This is a genomic window from Niastella populi (assembly GCF_002078015.1).
Lineage (GTDB): Bacteria > Bacteroidota > Bacteroidia > Chitinophagales > Chitinophagaceae > Niastella > Niastella populi.
Genome location: NZ_LWBP01000024.1, coordinates 104,689 through 123,055 on the forward strand (window position 1 = coordinate 104,689; position 18,367 = coordinate 123,055).

Here is an 18,367-nt window from a genome sequence, read left to right on the forward strand (position 1 = left end):
TAAATGATGCGAACTATTCAATATATAGTCATTTTCTTTCTTTTTTCAACTTGGGTTTCCTGTAAAAAAGATTTTCTGGAGGTTCCGGATAAAAGTGTTTTGTTAAGACAGGCTTATATTAACGATTTGCCAACGGCCGAACAATATTTACGAGGCGTATACCTAACTTTTGCTGGGGAGTTCAATTCCCAGTGGCTGATGATTTACGGGGACTTGGCCGCAGATAATATACGACCCACAACATATCCAATCCTCGTTCCTCATTATAAGTGGTCATTGCAGGCAAATACTGAGATTGGAAGTTTTTCCAACGCTACTGTTAACCTAAATTATATCTGGCGGGCTGGTTATAAAATTGTCAGGGACTGTAGTTTTTTGATCGAAAATATCGATCAATATAGATCAGAAAATGAAGAACAGGCAAATGATTTGAAAGCCCAGGCGTTTACCTTGAGAGCATTAACGCACTTTATGTTAGTAAATATGTTCGCCCAGTCTTACAATTTTTCCGAAAGCGGATCACATCTTGGTGTTCCCTACGTAACAATTTCAGATTGGCGCCAACCTGCTCGTAGAGAAACAGTAGCGAAAGTATATGAAAACGTTATATCGGATTTGCATACGGCTGAATCACTATTTACGGCTACCGAATCGATAAATCCGACATCATTGAATTGGCTGGCGGCAAAGGGGCTACTTTCCCGAGTATATCTCTTCAAAGGAGACCATGAAACTGCCAAGAACTTGGCGATTGAAGTATTGGCAAAACGCCCTATCATGAACGGCGCTAATGGGTATCCTTTAAAACTGTTCACGAATCAAGAAACCGAAGCCCTGTTTCAGCTTACACCGGCCAGTACTTCGGCCGGTCAATCTGTTAGTCTCGGTTTTGCAGGCCAGTTCTATTCTACCTCCCGGTATTTGGCTAGTAAGGATATAGCAGATTTATTGTCCTTAAATACGACGGACGTTAGAAAGATTTGGATAGGAGCAGGAAGTGGTGGTGGATTCAAAATCACCAAGTATCCTACGAATGTCGTACCGGGCTTTGCAGCTCCAGCTACTTCTTACTATCAAACACTACTTCGCTCATCCGAAATATGTTTAAATGCGTCAGAAGCCTATGCAAAACTTGGAGGTATCTACGAAGACAGTGCCAGATTCTATTTAGATGCGATACGAAAAAGGGCTGTTCCTTCTACTTCTTCTTCAACTGCAACCGGTCCGGCATTACTTGATTCTATTTATACAGAACGAAGAAAAGAATTGGCTTTTGAAGGGCAAAGGCTATATGACCTTCTAAGATGGAAACGACCAATCACCCGGTTAGACGAGAGTGATCCCGGTTCTAAAACTCTACCTTATCCGAGCAAAAAAGCGATTGCACCCATACCGATTCAAGACGTGAATATAAATGGCCTACAGCAAAATGATGGCTATTAACATTCAAAAAATAAAAAATTTATGGAATCATGAGGCGCTGTGGTTAGTGTGGTGCCTGTAGTTAGTCGGGGGGACTGGAATTACATATTAAAGTTTTTCAAGTAACAAGTAGGATATGAAAAGTCGTCAAACATTATTCGCTGTATTTTTTATTCTTTTTTCTCAACAGGCCTTTTCACAGTTGAATACTCTGATTGATAGTTGTTCCGATGCTATTTCTAATACAAAAGATATATACATCGAGGTTCGGAAAAAAAGCACAACGGATGATTCGGCGGAGATTTATTACTTGTCAATCGATGCTCGGTCTGTTTCTAAAGAGTATACAAGTCTCAAAAGTCCGAAGGGGACGAGCGGATATAGTTGGAGGATAAACAGCAAAACGCCTGTCTTGGTCAATACCAGCAGATTTTTCAAACATCATAAGACCTGGATAGCCGAACCCGGCGACAGTTTAATAATTATTGAGGGCGATCATGGACTTTCTTTTACCGGTGCTGGCGCAGACAAATATCGATTACTCTATGAAATCGAAATCCGGAAGCAACAAGTCCCTAAACCTGAAAACATTAATTTTTATCGTACAGAATCAGTCGAGGACTTCCTTCAAACGAATGCTTACTTAAATAGTCAGTTATATTCGGTTCTTTCGCTCATTGAAACTTACAAACATCAACTCAGTGATTTTGCGTTTAAGAAAGTTAAAGTGAGCGTTATTTCCAGCATACACGAACAGCGACTGGACAAGTTTACTGGATTGATAAAGTTGTATCAAAAAGGATTGATTGATGTTAAAACCGTTTCAAAAATATTTGATACCTGCTTTTATTCTGAAAACTGGCGATGGGTACTGAATTTACCCGATTATGCTCCTGGATGGTATGCTTTTATTAGAGCAGAAGTCGCCAGGAAATATAATTATAACTACAGTTTGGACAGCCTTAAGTCCCGTGAGCTACGCAAATTTTTGTATTATGATCAGGGCAAGCGGACGTATAAGGGTCTGGCGCTTGATCAGTTCCTATTGTCTCTTATTACCGACGAAACCATGTACGAAATCGGGTTTACGCCGCAAACTGAAAAGCTAATTAAAAGGTATTATGTGGAACAAGGTAATCCTGAATTTAAACGGTTTGTCAAGGCATATGAGGTGAAGGCAAGGACCTTGAAGGGAGGAAGTTTAGCTCCAGAATTTTCGTTAGTCGACATCAATGGCGAAATTTTTACGAAGAAAAAATTGAAGGGCAAAATTGCCGTTATTGATTTTTGGTTTACAGGTTGTAAAGGGTGCCTTCAGATAACGCCGGCTCTCGAGAAATTAAAGAGGAAATTTAATAGCGATTCGAATATCGTTTTTGTGAGTATTTCCATTGATAAAGAAAAGGATCAATGGTTGAGCAGTATTAAAAAGCAGTTGTATAGCACGGATGGGGCAATTAATCTGTACACTGGGGGGCTGGGCGGCGATCACTCGGTCATTGAAACCTATAATATTTCCGCCTATCCGGCGCTGTTTGTATTGGACGGAACAGGGCATATTGTTGAGAATCCTTTGCCTGATCCAAGACATCCCGAAGGTTTTGAAAGTTTAAGTAAATTAATTGAAAAACAACTGACTTTACTCCATGACGGGCCATATGTATTCTTTGCTGATAAAGGATACAAGGTTAACGTTATAAATGGTACACAACTTTCTAGTACAACTCAAAATGGCAGGGGCAGCTTACTATATATGCAAACTAACGAATATGCCCAAAAACTGGCTTTCTCGCTTCATCCACTTAATAAATTTGAACCGTCCGTATTTCCTAATCCATCAAAAATGTTCACGCTTTCTGATATAGAAGGAAATTTTGATGCTTTTAGGAAATTATTGCAAGCTAATAAGATCATAGATGAGAATTACAACTGGATATTTGGTGATGGGCATCTGGTATTTGCAGGGGACATGTTTGACAGGGGACAACAGGTAACAGAATGCCTTTGGCTCATTTACTCGCTGGAAGAAAAAGCAAAAAAGGCCGGCGGATATGTCCATTTTATTTTAGGCAATCATGAAATCATGAACCTTAACGGTAAAGCAAAGTATGTGCAAGATAAGTACAATAACAATGCGGCCTTGATGAACCTTCCGTATATTAGTCTATATGGAAAAGATACAGAACTGGGAAGATGGTTGAGAACTAAGAATATTATTGAAAAGATTGGAGACCATCTGTTTTTGCATGGAGGAATTAGTAAGGAAATACTGGAATTGAACTTAAGCCTGAAAGATATTAATCACCTTGCCCGGTCTCATTATGATAAGGAAAGTTTAGCAAGAAAATCAAAAGACGTCGCTTTACGTCGGCTATTTGATTCAAAGGTTTCTCCCTTCTGGTACCGCCTGTACTACCAAAAGGAAAGCGTCAAATATTATCCAACAGACACGCTTTATAAGCCCTCTATGCAACTCGTTGATCTTACCTTAAGAAAGTATGGTGCATTGAGCATAATTACCGGACATACGATCGTAGCAGATACTATTTCTGTGCACTACCAGGGCCGGGTATTTAATACAGATACACGTCATGCCGAGGGGCATTCCGAAGGACTGCTGATTGAAGGCGATGAGTTCTTTCGTACAAATCAAAAAGGAGAGCGGGTATTATTATGTACCAGAAGAAATACCAGATTGTGGAGTCAACGCGATATCACTCAATAACAATTTTTCTTTGCCCTCGCTGGAAATCATGTCAATGCCTTTTTTGCCAATAAGGTAGCCCCGTCGCTCTCCGGAGGCATGTTTTAAAGAAGTATCTATAAGCCCGGCTGAGCAGATTATGTTGTTGCCTGTAATGATGTGAGTCACATTAAAATGTCCCAGGAGAACGTTTATACCGAAGGTGATCATGATATCAGTCCTTAATTCCATAGGAATAATGCTAGCGGCGGAACCAACATTGTTTTTAAGAGTTGACCGAATGCTTTGATTGATCTCAATCAGGGAACAAGGTGAGTGTTGAATGAAAGGTAAAACACTTTTGTGTACAAAAAGGAAACTTCCGATTTTTTCAGCAACATTTTTTGAGCGAAGCCAGTTTAATAGTTCAATATTCCCATTAAAAATGGCGGTTGAAGGACTCCTTGAATGGTCAGGTTTAATGGCATACTTAGGGTGATCATTCCAGCTTTGCCCCATACAATAAAGCTCCTGTTTGCCCAAGACAAAATGAACATGTCCGCCATTTTGCCGTGCCTGCTCTTCCAGGGAATATATGAACCACAAGAATTCCGGCTTGGGTAGACCTTCCCTTCTGTTATTACCCAGGATAACTAAATGTCCATCATTGTATATCCAGCGAAAATGCCGGCTTATCACCTTTTTTCTGATCAGAATTTTACAGAAGGCAGGAAAAGCGTCTTCGATATCACTTACTACTAGCATCTGTGTGGGTTGATTGTACTCACACCGTTCGATTAAAATACTGTTTTTTAGTTTGAACGAAAAGTATCGCCCCTTTTTATAGTCATCGGGAAAGTTGACGGAGATTTTGGTTGTCAGGCTCCTCATTGCTGATCAATTTATCGTTAATAGAGCTGGTGGTTTTATTTATAACTTTAGAAGTTGAAAAGAATGAAGATAAATCCTCTTTGATCGTTGCCGGTATCACAGCGACCCTGGTGTAAGCCTTACCGTTAAACGTATAGTATATTGTTGGCTTGTCATCATAAAGACCTAGCTCACCCGACCGGTCTGTACTATCCAGGAACAGGGTTCTGGCAGACGGGATCACTGAATGCTGCTCTTTAAAATATCTGGTAATGGTCTTGATTCCCCCCCTGGCAGCAATTACAATAAGCTGTTGAGGCAGTAATCTGTTGCTGTTCTCAACTATGCTGTCAATCGTTTTTTTTCGGCAACTTGGGCAACTCGCATGGAGAGGCAATATTAAAAATGATAAAGAATCATTTCTCAAGTAAGCAGGTACTAAGTTATGAGTTACCTGCATCAATTTATTAAAAACAGAATCCTGTTCCTGGGAGTCAAGTATCGGATGGATGTTTTTCGGCCTTTCCTGCATGTTGTCACACGATCCTGCCAGAAGGCAAAAGCCTGAAATAACAATTGATAGGATTTTTCTCATTGTTTAACTAATTGATTGGATTGATCAATCTGTCTTTCGTCCAGGCGAACCAGGTGAATGGCATATTCATCACCTGTTTTTACTCTTGCAAAAATATTCCCTTTCTCATCGATCATTAGAGAATTTGCGTCAATTCCGCCACTTATCAGATTCTCTCCAACTATTTGAAATTTATGGTTCATAACAATGATGCTTTGCTCTCGTATTGTTTTCTTTAATTCAAAATCCTTAACAGTCAGTTTTCGCTTAAATATCCTAAGGTATCGGTTCTTGTAGCTGTCATAATAGATAGGTCCGTAGGCATCTCTAAGAACTGATTGCTTATAACCTTGATCGTTCAGTAAGTCATCTTTTTTTATTGGTGGAATGGCGCCGTCCTGATATTTACTTTTTGCGAAATAAGAGTTGTTATAATCCAAAAGATTTGTTTCATAAGCCAGGGAGTCGGCAGCAAAACTGATTACGAAGTGACCCTTCCTGTTCAGGCAATAATACTGCTGCATCAATCGACGGCCATAATAAGCTTTTCCGTAATAGCGAGGTAGCATATACTTGAGGGTGCCGGAATTATCCACCAGGTCATATTCATACAATATGCGCCAGTTTTTTATTTTCTTTAAAGATGTTTCTCTAACTGACATACGTACTGAAGCGTATAATTTATTATTGGCAATAACTGGCGGGGTCGTATTGTCGAACTGGAAAAGGTTTGATAAGCCTGTTTTAATTACTTTTTTTATTTTTCCAGAGCTGTCAATTAGATATATTTTGCTTTTATTACTTATTAATATCGAGTCAAAGTTTATCATATAAGCAGACAACTTATAAAAACTTTTACCTGGAAAGATATCTTGAAGGTAAATTCGTTTCGATAAACGTTGACTGTCAAAATTAAAAATGCCTAACGACAAAGAAGTTTCGTCATAGAAGGAAACATATCTGCTGGATCCCTGGATAAACAGGCTTGAAGACTCAATCTGGTTATACATATCAGTTTCCAGGCCAAAGTGAATTGTATCAGATGTTTCGATTATTTTAACCTGGTCATATAACGGAGGAAAATAGTGATAAGAAGATTCATTGTCATTTATTTGCGCCACACAACTGGTTATAACAATAAATAACAAACAAACGGATTTTATACGCAATCGACGGCAATTGTTCATGATTTATATATTAAGCCATTTGACGCGATTCAAACAATTTATTACGTATGAGCTTCTTAAATGTCCGGATATAATTAACAACTAAACAGCCTTTTCAGATGAAAAGACTGCTTAGTTGTCGCGGATTAGCTATCTACATCGTTGGCACCGGCAGTAGAATTGCCTCCTTCATCGCTGGAGTCAAAATTAGCGGTGGTGCCGCTTTCGGTAGTGATATTGCAAGATGCATCAATTCCACCTGCTGAATCTACTTCGCAGGTAAGACCGCCGCCGCTTGAATTAGTTAAGCTGCCAGGTGTATAGTCTTTTACTTCCTTGTTGTTAGCAGGAAGGATAGCGGCGGTTACGGCAGAAGCTGCCATAAGTACCAGACCTAAAATGGACAGTTTTCTTAATGAAGTCTTTTGCATAAAATAAAAATTTAAAATGGTTAATGATTGTCTCGGCCAAGACATTTACAATACTAAATTAGTACGCGTTACTGCAGTCTAAACGAACTCATAGTTCATCTTTAATAGTTTTCAAATAATAGCGTTGAATCGATTTTTTTGTTTCGTGGAATGGCTTAAGGCAACAATGGAAGTCGAACCATATCTGGGTAACAGTACCGCAGTAAAAAATGCACTACCCCGCTGTTTCCTGTCATAAAATCAGGTGTGGGCTGCCTCTCGTGCTGTACCAGCCAGTAGGGGCCATGTTGCGGGTCTTCTTTTTTTAAATGCATTATCACCTGAGCGATCCAATCAGCACGTTTCATCCATTCAGCATCCCCAAAAGTTCTATGCCCTTCGAGGTAAATTTCTCCCAGCCCACTGAGGCCTGCAAGCTGGCTGAGGTTGTTGTCAATGACCTGAGGTGGATTATTTAGTAATGTGGATGTTGCATAATGCTTAAATGTTTCGTCATTCAAATATGAATAGGCCTTCATAAAAGCAAGGGCGATTCCCGCCTTACCTTCACCCCACCAGTGCATTAATTCCTTGTTTTTATCTGTACGCCACAGTATCAGATTTCCTTTTTTTGCTGATCGTTTTACCAGCCATTGTAAACCGTGCCTGGCTGCCTCAAAGACGTGGGCATCCTGATAATGTTGCGCATATTCCAGTAAAAAGTATACAATGCCGGCTACGCCGGTCGCAAATCCCAAATGCTTTTTTTCTTTGTTCGTTTTCTTTAGTTTCATATTCGTCCAGGAGCCATCTTTTTGCTGATGTTGCAACAAACAGCTAACATATTCCTGTAGTCGTTGTTGTAGGGCACTCTCTTGTAAAAAATCCTGGCATAACAAATGGGCAATTCCCTGGCCCGTTATACCATGAGTGAAGCCAAAAGCTTTATTTTCTCTATGCAGTAAAAGGTTAATCCAATCGAAATAATGGGTTTGTGGCTGAATTAGTCCATCTCGAAAGGCATGAAAGAGTGTAGCGGCAATACCAGGTGCACCAAAGTGAAGACTTGGTGAAACCTGTTCGATACGGTTTATATATTTTGTTTCTATTAAAGATAGCGCTTTCTGTATATGCGGATCAGCTGCCTTTACGTCGAAACCTCTGTTTTGCGCTTGGTTCATCAGGTACATTACACCAGTGGCGCCACGGCTAAAACTGGCATACCAGGCTTTGTTTATTTTACTTTTATCCCGATTCAGTTCTGAGTGAGTATCTTCTGAGAACCAGCCTTTTTCTTCATCTGCTAACAATGAAGATGACAGCGTATCAAGCGCGCTCTGAACAGTTTCTTTGATCTGATTTTTCGAGTATATTACAATCCTTGAGGGCGGTCGTTGCTTTTTTACATGAAGATCTCTTGTATATTGTGTCAGGAGGTCATGTACCTCTTTTAAGGACGGACGTTGCTTTGCTTCGGGGTGCAGGCATCTTACAATGGTATCGGCAATGATTTCATCAGGAACAAAGAAATGCACTTTCTTACATAAATCTTCTATAGGAACATCGGTTATCTTACTTGGCGAGATGCCTGTCCATACTTGCATTACGACGGCACCTACGGCGAATACATCTTCCTTGATAGTAGGAATAGCTGTTTTTAGTTGTTCTGGCGACATATACCCGTAAGTTCCCAGTTGAAACGGCGGGGCTGGTGATTTTTGCTTCAGGTTATAGCTCAGTTCCATATCTATCACTGCTACCTTTCCATTTGGTGTAATGATAAAATTATTGGCTGTTGCATCCCGATGCACCACCCCATTCAAATGCAGTGTGTCCACAAGGTTAACTATCTGCACTAAATAATTCATGAACGTCAACCCGGCTTTAGTGCCATTGATAAGCCCTTCTCGCAGCTCGCCATTTTTTTCTCTTATGGCCTTGTACAATGGCTGCCCTTTAATACGCTCAATTACCAGGTAATAGTTGCCATTCTCTTCAAAATGTCCCAATAGACGGGGCAGACGTACTTTATCGTGCAGTGCTCCATGCAATTGTTGTTGCCAAATGAGCCTGTCGGTAATATCACGCCCATATTTGTCTTTCGTATCCCCATACGTTCCTTCTTTGATCACGCAAAAGCCAAAATCGGTGAGGCTTTTAATATACAGGCATTTAACCACATCATTCTTTTGACTTTTCTTTAAACTTTTTATAATAATATAATTGTACCCTATTCGTTTGCCCGCTTTTTTCTCGGCTTTACCCTTTATGCCGTCATCTGTAGAAACATTCATCGTATCTACTTCAGTAATCAATTTCTCGTTTTTTATTTGCTCCATGTGCTCTCGTTTTAGTATTTCCATTTGTTGGGAGTTTGGAAAATATGCAGATGCTGGAATTCGCTATTTTCTTCTATAGTAGTTGAAAACTGTATTATGAACCTTCCTTCTTCTTCATAATAAAAGGTTTGGCGAAGTTTACAGTATTTAATTGGTGCGCCCAGTTCTTTCATTAGCTTCAGGTATTCGAAAACTGTGGTTCGGCCAACACCCAATTCTTTTGCTAAATCAGATGCTTTCCCCGTTACCTTATTTCTGAGAAGGCGATCAAGTTGTCTTATATGTTGAATAGTTTTTTGACAAAACATACCTCAGATTAAAGTTTATTATTGTTTAGTTAATTCGAATGAATAAACCATTTCATTGTTTTGTTCAATGCTGGTCCCTATTGAATATTACGTTCATGAATATTTTAGGGGAGTTTCCCTGTTTCTATCTATTGAATTTGATTTATTTTAGTTCTTACGTAAACACTTTTTTTTCAGCAAGCTCTGCAGTAGTACCAGTTTTTTGCTTCTGAATAAGCTTATCAATTTGTTGAAATCGTTCTATTGCCTCATTAATCATACTAATCCGATTTGTTGATTGGAAATTAGATCGGGGTACAGCGATAGCATCCCCCAATGGCTCTTAACCATCGCAGTGAACTTCCTGTAATTATTGTGATTTTTATTGCCGGATCCTTCCTGTGCCGGGGAAATGTTATGTAAGGATAGTATCGTTACAAAAAAGGCTTCTTTTTCATATTAAGATAGGTTTAATGTTGACGAATGGTAATGTTGTTTGCCATGACCCATCCCCGGTAATGTTTTCCCGACGTATACCGGAGACAGGATCAGGCAAATACTATATCGATCAATAGCAACAACAGCTAACAATGGATGAGCGTTGCTACTGAAACCTGCATGACCTTATGCGGCGTTATTATTTTAATGTTATCTCTAAGTTAGCACCATTTAGTTTTCCATTCAGTGCCATCTTTGTTCCAATCGGTGCTACTTTCTTAACATTCAGACCTATCATATAACCCTGTCTAACTGCTCATATCTTGTCTTCCACTCACCAGGCGTTACACCAACCACTTTTTTGAAAGTTTTTGATAAACCACTTTCACTTTTAAAACCGCTTTCCTTTGCTATAGCTTTTAGCGGTTTATTCTGTACAAGCAGTTCTTTTACTTTTTCCAGTCTGATATATCTCAAATAAGCATGCACCCCCATTTCGAACTCATGTTTGAATCCCAGCTTGAGTTTCTTTTCAGAGAGTAATACCAAACCCGCCAGTTCTTTTATTGTAATGTCCTGGCTTAAGTGCCTCGCCAATATTTGTGCTGCTTCCTGAACACGATTAATATCCTGTACACTTAATGTTGTACTTCTTTTCATGAATAAATTCCCATTAATATTCAAATCCGCATACTTATGAAATTAAATCGTATGACTGCAGTATAAATTCAGGCCAATGTTAAATCTTGCAGGATTTTGATCACAGAGCGAATGGAAATGGCAAAGCATTAGTTCCCTGTTGATTTGGCGGCTGGTTTCAATCGCCAGCCATTTTACATTGGAATTAAAATCTTATTAATTGTGGAAAGTGAGATCGGAATTATAGATCGCGAATCGGATTGGCACTTAGCTATAATGGAGCAGTACATTTATTTACTTTATAGGGAACGCCGACATACCCATTTCAGAAAGTATTGGTAACTGGCTGCTGTAATCGAATTATACATATCTTTGATTATACGATCTGATCGTCGCGTTAAGTTTCCCTGATTTGTCGTACAACGTCTGCACCATTTCAAGCGCTAAGATTCCAACCACAACGGAACATGATTCGCAGGACGCGTGTCCTGCATAAAACATTTCACCTGTAAATTTTTATAAGTTGGGTAAACCTGCAGCACGAGTAGGAGATGGGCATGCTTGTCCCATGGTGACGCCGGGTACCGGGATGCCGCATCTTGGCGGACCGGTAACGGGACCGGGATGTACAACTGTATTGATTGAAAACCTGCCTGCCGCAACCGCAGGAGATCTTTGTACATGTGCGGGGGCCGTGGATAAAATAACAGATGGATCAACCGGTGTGTTTATTGGCGGTAAACCTGCTGCCCGGTTGGGAGACCCATGCATGCATGGCGGCGTAGTGACAGGTGGAAGCGGTTTGGTATTGATAGGTGAGAGCATGGGACGAAATTTCTTATGGCTGCCATGTGTATGGGAAGAGGATGGAGAACATCTGGAGCCGGCAAAGGAGGAGAAGATAGCTATTGTCAAAAAGGTGATCCTGGATTGCATTGGTTTGTTGGAAAACAGGTTGAAGGAGTTGGTTGGCGATGATCCTGAAACCATAAGGCGGTTTGAGCAGTGGTTTGGCTGTTATAATGAGGAGAGGAAATTGGTTATTGTAGAACGGATAGAGAGGCAGGTGGTGTTTTTTAAGGAGCTGGGGATGAATTATTTTTCGAGGATTGCTTACGAGATTGATTACAGAAACTTACTTGCTATGGTTTATCCCTGGGATGTTGAGAGTAGTACTATTTTTCTGGGACATCCTTTTTGGAGTGATAGATTATTTACAATCGATTCCAGGGCAACTGTTTTAATTCATGAAGTCTCTCACTTTGAAAATTTGGGTAGAACTATGGATCATGAGTATGATGAACGGTGTGAGGATTTAGCAAAGAGTTGCCCCGAGGCTGCATTGTATAATGCCGATTCGTATGCGTTTTTTATAACAAGAGATTAATAACTATTTATATGGAAACAGATGTAATAGAAGTTAAGCTTTCGATAGAAGAAAATGAAGCCGTGATGGCTCATCTCATTTTTAAGAATCGATCAGAAAGAAGTATTTATTTGAATAAGCAGGTGATGTATTATAATGGGGAGGTGAGAAATAATTATTTTGAAATTGCTAAAAGTAATGGTCACAGAGTCAGTTTTTTGGGATTTATGGCAAATTGCACAAGAATGCCCGATGAGTATGTACTATTGCAACCCAATGAAGAAATAAGTTCTGCTATCTCATTAAAGGAATGGTATAGACTTACAAAAGGTGAAAATTATATAGTTAGGTATTATGCGTTTAATCCTGCCATGAAGCAAATGCAATCAGTGTTAATGGAAATGCAGTCCAACAAAGTGGAAATATCTTATTGATCTGGTTTTTCCTGCTAAAAGTATTTCGATATGCTTATCCGGTAGGTAATTGAAGACCTGCAAGGGCGCCTTAAATTTTATTTAGTATGCTCCCACCCTGCTTCGATTCTGAGCAAAGACACAACTTACCATTCTTCGCAAATCCTTCGCAAGTTCTTCGCAAATTTGCGAAGAAGCCTAAAAGCATTCTAAAAGAAGTCTAAATGGAGTTGCGAAGAAATCTGCCGCTTTTTTACGGAGAATATTGCGGAATATGGTTTTCCGGCGTCCAAATTCTGCGGCCAGAACCCGAACCGGTGGTGATCAGCACAGCATTTCAAACCGCCTAAAACGCGACAAAAGCGTCAAAAAGGGACTTATCTTGGTCTAACTTGGTCTAAGTTGGTGAATGGGGTTTGCATTGTTTCCAACTGCCTTACGTTTGCCATGGAAATCGGAACAAGTGTATATATCGGTTACGCCGATGAAGCCAGGAGCCCGGTATATATTTTTTCGGGGAAGTTGAAAGGTTTCGGTTAAGGCCTTCCATATATCAAATACCGCTCATTGAAATAGTTGTATAATTTATGGTTATACTGTTCGAAACAGTCAAAATAGCGCATTGCGCACATCTTACATGCCCTGAGTATTATTGCATTTTTGGGATTGGCGATCTATTTAGGCAACCAGGCTAAATGATTCGGAGAAGAGGCTTCGATCAAAGTTGGCACAGCTGTAAACCACGCTAAAATAACTTAATAAATTGCCCCTTCCATGTGCAATAGAATTCATAATTTTCTGTTAGTTGCACATAAAAGAAAAGCACTCCTATATGAAAAAAGTAGTTTCTGCGATCGTGTTGTTTGGTTGTTTGCTGCATGCTGCATGGGCTCAAACTTCTGTACATAATGTTAGCCGCGATAAACGCATGGAATGGTGGCGCGAAGCCCGCTTCGGCCTGTTCATTCACTGGGGCGTTTATTCTGTGCCCGCTGGTTACTATAATGGCCAGCCCATTAAACGCATCGGCGAATGGATCATGAACCGCGGTAAAATTCCCGTTGCCGAGTATAAGCAGTTTGCTGCACAATTCAACCCCGTTAAGTATGATGCCGACGCCTGGGTAAAACTTGCCAAAGATGCCGGTATGAAATACATCGTCATCACCGCCAAACACCATGATGGCTTTGCCCTTTTCAAATCGAACGCCAGCAAATGGAATATGGTTGACGCCACCCCATACGGCAAAGACCTGCTGAAGCCACTGGCCGAAGCCTGCCGCAAATACGGAATGAAGCTCGGCTTCTATTATTCCCATGCCCAGGACTGGTGCAATCCCGGCGGCGCCGCTGCCCGGAAAGTTGCCAGCGAAGGCTGGGCCAACCCCGATTCAGCTACCATCGATGCTTATACGGCGGCTAATAGCGGCCATTGGGACCCGGCACAAACCACAAAAACAATGGCGCAGTATATCGATGAAGTCGCTGTGCCGCAGGTTAAGGAATTGCTGTCCAACTACGGCGATGTAGCCGTACTGTGGTGGGATACGCCTACCGGTATGACCGATGAATTTGCAGAAAAACTGAATGCCGTTCTGGCCCTGCAACCGGATATTATTACCAACGACCGGCTGAAGCGGCCGAACTTCCCCGGCGATTATAAAACCCCTGAGCAAAGGATTCCCAAAGAGAGCGAACTCGATGGCAAAGATTGGGAAACCTGCATGACCATGAACAATACCTGGGGCTATAAGAAAAACGATCACGAATGGAAGAGCGCAGAAGTAATGGTAAGGAACCTGTTAGATATCGCTTCAAAAGGCGGTAATTACTTAATGAATGTGGGCCCTAAGGATGATGGCACCATTCCCGCCGAAAGCATTGCCCGCCTGCAGCAGGTAGGAGCGTGGATGAAAGTGAACGGCGAAGCGGTGTATGGAACAAAGGCCAGTCCGCTCGCAGCTGTTTCATGGGGTAGAATAACAAAGAAAGAACAGAACGGTAACACCATTTTATACCTGAGCGTTTTTAACTGGCCGGCCGGTAAAAAACTGGTAGTGCCGGGTGTACAGCAACCAGTTGTATCAGCCACCCTGCTGGCAGGTGCAAAGAAACTGGCAGCCGCAAAAACCAGCGAAGGAATAGTTATTAGCGTTCCCGAAAAAGCGCCCGATAATATGGCCTCCGTAATAAAACTGGTGGTAAAAGGTATTGTTCCTGAAAAGCGTTTTACCGGCGCCGGTGCCAGTGGGTTGTAGAAAAATTGAGTTATAAAGTGTGCCACACCTCCTAGGTGTGGCACACTTGCTTATATTTACACCCGTTACATATTTCTGCACATATGAAAAAAGCTTTTGTATTATCCTCTTTGTTGGGTTTGTTTTCTTTTCAATCCATAAATGCCCAGGAAGTTGTTGATGCCGCTGGTGTTGTTGATACTCCCGTCCTTGCTGATACTTTCGTTTCCGCATCACAGGTGGCCAAATGGTATAAGAAAAAAGAATGGTTGAATGGGGTTGCACTTAAACCGCATAAATCGATCAATCAATTTGAATTCTACCGGCAATATAACTCCAATAAAACATATTGGGAAAAAGCCTTTGCATTTCTGAAAGAGCATGATCTTAAAACGCTGGCAAAGGGAAAATACCCGGTTGACGGCGATAATGTATTTGTATCAGTGACCGAAGAACCCGGTAAGGATTTTGAAAAAACGAATTGGGAATCGCACCGCAAGTATATCGATTTGCAATGTGTGATCACCGGTGATGAAAAGATGGGCAAATGGCCCGTAGCTGAGGCTACCACCATTACCAAACCGTATGATGAAGCAAAAGATGTGGCCAATTATACCGCACCGGGAAAATTTCATGTTGTACATGCCGGATCGTTTATCATCTTCTTCCCCGGCGAAGCGCATAGACCTAACATTACCCCGGGCAGGAATAAAGTAGTAAAAAAGATTGTCATTAAAGTAAGAGCTGCTCAGTAGTTCTCAGTTCACAGTTCACCGTTCATGGTTGAAAGTGTAACTATGAACTATGAACTAAAAAAGGGTGGGCCACTTCTAAAAAGCAGCCCACCCTTTCAATTGGTATATTGCCAATTGCTTATTTGCCTATTGTTGAGCGGCTTTCCTCGCCCTGTATTGCATCAGGTATAACGATCCGGGGTGTAACCCGGGTTTGTTTTGTCCTTCCCACTCTCCATCCATACGGCCACCCAAACGGCCGGCATATTTGCCGCCCTTTAAACCGATGCAATAGTTTTTTCCGCTTACCCACGGACTTTGAACCGCTGCGCGTTTGGCGGTACAGTTCCATAATACCTGCGTAACGCCTGCCCATCCGTGACCGGTGCCCCAGTTGCCGCGGTCCTGCACGTTGATCTCCCCATCGGTAACAATGTTATCGTACAGGGTGCCCGATGCCCAGCGGTGATGCGGGCCAATATCGGCATGGGTATTTTTTGCGGTGCAGTTATAAAACACATTTGGTCCGCATACGCGGGCGCCGGTAACGTAATCATGCCGGCCTTCCGAAGCGTAGCAGTTCATCACCAGGTTTTGCTGTCCATCGTTGTTGAACGAATAGCGGCGGCTGCCGGTGATCTTTGATTTGGCATCCAGGCAGCGGCTATCGCTCACGGTGATCCATTTGGCCAGTTCGTTCAGATGAACACAACCATATCCAAAATAGCGGCTGGTAACGTGGCGCACCCAGCCATTTTCAATTTTATTGAACTGAATGGCCGTCCAGCCATGGTCTTCGGCCGTATCGCTCGAGAACGTTGATTCGCAACGCAGGTGTTCGATGCCCACTTTATTGATGCGTTCGTCGAACGTGCTTTTAAAAAGGGAAGCGCCGCCATATTTTTTTTCAAGCGCCATCACAACCGGGCAATCGATAAAAATGGTATTGCCTTTTACTTTTGTGATCACCCGTTCAAAATACAATTCATATTCGCCGGGGCTCCATTGTTTGGTTTCCTTGCGGGAATCGATCACATCCATTTTCAGGTCTTTGACCCATTCCTCGGTACCGGGGCGAACCAGCACTATTTTATCGCTGGCTTTGAGTTTGCCAACTGTATTCACGTTGAATGAAGTAGCGCCTACGGGCACATAGTCATCGGTGACGGCTGCGCGGGTACCGGGAATTTCTTCCAGGTAGCCATCGCCCATCACTTCGATCAATGAGCGCTGCCGGTTGCCGGTGGCTATCAGTTTGGTTCCCTGTTCACCATCTCCTTCTCCGCGCAGCACTACGCCGCTGGTAACGATGTAAATGGTGCCCGGAATCTTATAGGTGCCTTTTTTCAACAAAATGGCGCCCCTGAACCCGTTTATATCGGGCTTTCTTTGCGAAACCTCATCGATGGCCTTTTGAATGACGGCCTGGCTGTTGGTATCGCTGGGGAAAACGGTTTTTACAACGGGCACATCGGGTATCGGCTGATCTCCCTGATAGTAACCAACGCGGCTAAAATCGGGAATCGTGTTGCCGTGTTCGTCCTCATGGTATCGTAAAACTCCGTTCGGACCCATAGTAACAAACTTCGACTCCCATTTATTTACCGGGAGCCCGAAACTAAATGCAATAACGACGGCAGCGGCGATGGCTGCCTTTTTGCGTAAACGTTTGGTCATTGGCAAGGGTACTACTGTTTTTGTATAAACTCTTTCTGGTAATTCAACGGACTTTTGCCAGTAATTAGTTTAAAGTACTTATGAAAACTGGTAAAATTGTTGAATCCACTCTCAAAACAGAGCTGTTTTATGCTCATTTTATTTTCTATGAGCAGTTTACAGGCATAACCTACCCTTACTTCTATAAGAAATTGCGAAAAAGTCTTACTTGTTTTTGACTTGAAGTACCGGCAGAATGAATTGGGACTGATATTGGCAACGGAAGCTATTTCATCGAGCTGAATGGGGCGTTTGAAGTTCCTGAGCGAGAAATCGTAAATGGCATTTATGCGATCATGCTCAGCATCAGGCAGTTCGTGTTTAAATCCGATAGAGGAAAGAGATTGAACCTCCTGGCATTCGGCAATGGCGGTGAGGGCCTGGGTAAGCAGCATAATACGGTGCGGCCCTTCGGTATGTAATAATACGTCTAAAAACTCCGAAACTACCATGCGGGTTTTACCAGTGATCTGCAGTCCGCGTTTCGCTTTTTCCAGTACATTTTTTATTTTAATATTTTCGGGAAGCTGAAGAAACTGCTCGCCCCAGAAGTTCTCACAGAAATGGCATACCCTTATATCTACCGGCGATTCTTTATTTTCATCGAAATACGAGTCGTTGAAACGCCAGTAATGGGGTAGTCCGGCGCCTACCAATACCACATCGCCCGATTTGAAATGTCTGATGCTGTCACCCACGAACTGGGTGCCTTCGCCTTTTCTGAAATGAATGAGCTCCACTTCCTGGTGATAGTGCCAGCGGTTGTTGATGTAGGGAACGAGGTCCTGCCGAACGCTAAAGGAATGGCGGATCTCTTTTGATACTTTTAAAAGTTGCGGCCTCATGTATTAAGCTACTTTTACTTCAAATGGCAATATGTATGCAATCAGGGGTAATTTAGCTTAGTTTTTAAGGGCCATCTAAAAAAGTTACGCTAACGTTTCCGTAATAATTTACCGTTAGCGATTCACGGTATTTCGTTAACCCTTGCTGGTAGCGGGTTTCGGGAGTTTGTTGTTTGTGGTTTGTTGTTTGTGGTTGATGCCGCGCCGGAGGGGTTTGTTGTTTATGGTT

Annotated in this window: 15 protein-coding genes; 6 read left to right on the top strand and 9 right to left on the bottom strand. The window is 41.9% G+C overall.

Going from position 1 to position 18,367, the window contains the following annotated elements:
• Window positions 1-3: 3 nt before the first annotated feature.
• Complete coding sequence (locus A4R26_RS05320) at window positions 4-1,443, top strand: RagB/SusD family nutrient uptake outer membrane protein (protein ID WP_081161713.1); 1,440 nt, start codon at window positions 4-6, stop codon at window positions 1,441-1,443.
• A 115-nt stretch (window positions 1,444-1,558) separates the two neighbouring features.
• The gene (locus A4R26_RS05325; RefSeq protein WP_081161716.1) at window positions 1,559-4,147 is read left to right on the top strand and encodes a thioredoxin-like domain-containing protein; all 2,589 of its coding nucleotides are present in this window, start codon (window positions 1,559-1,561) and stop codon (window positions 4,145-4,147) included.
• Here A4R26_RS05325 and A4R26_RS34605 read toward each other — a convergent pair.
• The 7 genes from A4R26_RS34605 to A4R26_RS05355 form a co-directional block, all read right to left on the bottom strand.
• The gene (locus A4R26_RS34605) at window positions 4,094-4,870 is read right to left on the bottom strand and encodes a metallophosphoesterase family protein (protein WP_133054551.1); all 777 of its coding nucleotides are present in this window, start codon (window positions 4,868-4,870) and stop codon (window positions 4,094-4,096) included. The genes A4R26_RS05325 and A4R26_RS34605 overlap by 54 nt on opposite strands.
• An 82-nt stretch (window positions 4,871-4,952) precedes the next feature.
• Complete coding sequence (locus A4R26_RS05330) at window positions 4,953-5,570, bottom strand: hypothetical protein (protein ID WP_081161720.1); 618 nt, start codon at window positions 5,568-5,570, stop codon at window positions 4,953-4,955.
• Window positions 5,567-6,697, bottom strand: a complete 1,131-nt coding sequence (locus A4R26_RS05335; protein ID WP_165760153.1) for a DUF4221 family protein — start codon at window positions 6,695-6,697, stop codon at window positions 5,567-5,569. The genes A4R26_RS05330 and A4R26_RS05335 overlap by 4 nt, the downstream gene beginning before the upstream one ends.
• A gap of 164 nt (window positions 6,698-6,861) precedes the next feature.
• Complete coding sequence (locus tag A4R26_RS05340) at window positions 6,862-7,146, bottom strand: hypothetical protein (RefSeq protein ID WP_081161726.1); 285 nt, start codon at window positions 7,144-7,146, stop codon at window positions 6,862-6,864.
• 155 nt (window positions 7,147-7,301) lie between these two features.
• Window positions 7,302-9,464: a protein kinase/lanthionine synthetase C family protein gene (locus tag A4R26_RS05345; protein ID WP_165760154.1), complete on the bottom strand. Its 2,163-nt coding sequence runs from the start codon at window positions 9,462-9,464 to the stop codon at window positions 7,302-7,304.
• 11 nt (window positions 9,465-9,475) lie between these two features.
• On the bottom strand, window positions 9,476-9,772 hold the full coding sequence (locus A4R26_RS05350) for a helix-turn-helix domain-containing protein (RefSeq protein WP_081161733.1): 297 nt from the start codon (window positions 9,770-9,772) through the stop codon (window positions 9,476-9,478).
• A gap of 711 nt (window positions 9,773-10,483) precedes the next feature.
• Window positions 10,484-10,849 carry a helix-turn-helix domain-containing protein gene (locus A4R26_RS05355; RefSeq protein ID WP_081161736.1) on the bottom strand — a complete coding sequence of 122 codons (366 nt, stop codon included), beginning with the start codon at window positions 10,847-10,849 and terminating at the stop codon, window positions 10,484-10,486.
• A gap of 502 nt (window positions 10,850-11,351) precedes the next feature.
• Here A4R26_RS05355 and A4R26_RS34780 point away from each other — a divergent pair.
• The 4 genes from A4R26_RS34780 (at window position 11,352) to A4R26_RS05375 (ending at window position 15,598) form a co-directional block, all read left to right on the top strand.
• A complete protein-coding gene (locus tag A4R26_RS34780) occupies window positions 11,352-12,215 on the top strand; it encodes a PAAR domain-containing protein (protein ID WP_165760155.1) in 864 nt (287 codons plus the stop codon).
• Between the two features lie 11 nt (window positions 12,216-12,226).
• Window positions 12,227-12,628 carry a hypothetical protein gene (locus tag A4R26_RS05365; RefSeq protein ID WP_081161739.1) on the top strand — a complete coding sequence of 134 codons (402 nt, stop codon included), beginning with the start codon at window positions 12,227-12,229 and terminating at the stop codon, window positions 12,626-12,628.
• An 811-nt stretch (window positions 12,629-13,439) separates the two neighbouring features.
• Complete coding sequence (locus A4R26_RS05370) at window positions 13,440-14,864, top strand: alpha-L-fucosidase (RefSeq protein WP_081161743.1); 1,425 nt, start codon at window positions 13,440-13,442, stop codon at window positions 14,862-14,864.
• An 83-nt stretch (window positions 14,865-14,947) separates the two neighbouring features.
• A complete protein-coding gene (locus A4R26_RS05375; protein WP_081161746.1) occupies window positions 14,948-15,598 on the top strand; it encodes a NanQ anomerase/TabA/YiaL family protein in 651 nt (216 codons plus the stop codon).
• 126 nt (window positions 15,599-15,724) lie between these two features.
• On the opposite strand, the gene A4R26_RS05380 is transcribed toward A4R26_RS05375, so the two are convergent.
• Both A4R26_RS05380 and A4R26_RS05385 read right to left on the bottom strand, forming a co-directional pair.
• Window positions 15,725-17,254, bottom strand: coding sequence for a hypothetical protein (locus A4R26_RS05380; protein WP_081161750.1), 1,530 nt, complete (start codon window positions 17,252-17,254; stop codon window positions 15,725-15,727).
• Between the two features lie 11 nt (window positions 17,255-17,265).
• Window positions 17,266-18,138, bottom strand: coding sequence for an AraC family transcriptional regulator (locus tag A4R26_RS05385; RefSeq protein ID WP_081161754.1), 873 nt, complete (start codon window positions 18,136-18,138; stop codon window positions 17,266-17,268).
• Between the last annotated feature and the right edge of the window lie 229 nt (window positions 18,139-18,367).

Excerpts from the sequence above, each read along its gene's own strand:
- A4R26_RS05320 (WP_081161713.1), top strand. The coding sequence starts at position 4 with ATGATGCGAACTATTCAATATATAGTCATTTTCTTTCTTTTTTCAACT.
- A4R26_RS05325 (WP_081161716.1), top strand. The coding sequence starts at position 1,559 with ATGAAAAGTCGTCAAACATTATTCGCTGTATTTTTTATTCTTTTTTCT.
- A4R26_RS34605 (WP_133054551.1), bottom strand. The coding sequence starts at position 4,870 with ATGCTAGTAGTAAGTGATATCGAAGACGCTTTTCCTGCCTTCTGTAAA.
- A4R26_RS05330 (WP_081161720.1), bottom strand. The coding sequence starts at position 5,570 with ATGAGAAAAATCCTATCAATTGTTATTTCAGGCTTTTGCCTTCTGGCA.
- A4R26_RS05340 (WP_081161726.1), bottom strand. The coding sequence starts at position 7,146 with ATGCAAAAGACTTCATTAAGAAAACTGTCCATTTTAGGTCTGGTACTT.
- A4R26_RS05345 (WP_165760154.1), bottom strand. The coding sequence starts at position 9,464 with ATGGAGCAAATAAAAAACGAGAAATTGATTACTGAAGTAGATACGATG.
- A4R26_RS05350 (WP_081161733.1), bottom strand. The coding sequence starts at position 9,772 with ATGTTTTGTCAAAAAACTATTCAACATATAAGACAACTTGATCGCCTT.
- A4R26_RS05355 (WP_081161736.1), bottom strand. The coding sequence starts at position 10,849 with ATGAAAAGAAGTACAACATTAAGTGTACAGGATATTAATCGTGTTCAG.
- A4R26_RS05365 (WP_081161739.1), top strand. The coding sequence starts at position 12,227 with ATGGAAACAGATGTAATAGAAGTTAAGCTTTCGATAGAAGAAAATGAA.
- A4R26_RS05370 (WP_081161743.1), top strand. The coding sequence starts at position 13,440 with ATGAAAAAAGTAGTTTCTGCGATCGTGTTGTTTGGTTGTTTGCTGCAT.
- A4R26_RS05375 (WP_081161746.1), top strand. The coding sequence starts at position 14,948 with ATGAAAAAAGCTTTTGTATTATCCTCTTTGTTGGGTTTGTTTTCTTTT.
- A4R26_RS05380 (WP_081161750.1), bottom strand. The coding sequence starts at position 17,254 with ATGACCAAACGTTTACGCAAAAAGGCAGCCATCGCCGCTGCCGTCGTT.
- A4R26_RS05385 (WP_081161754.1), bottom strand. The coding sequence starts at position 18,138 with ATGAGGCCGCAACTTTTAAAAGTATCAAAAGAGATCCGCCATTCCTTT.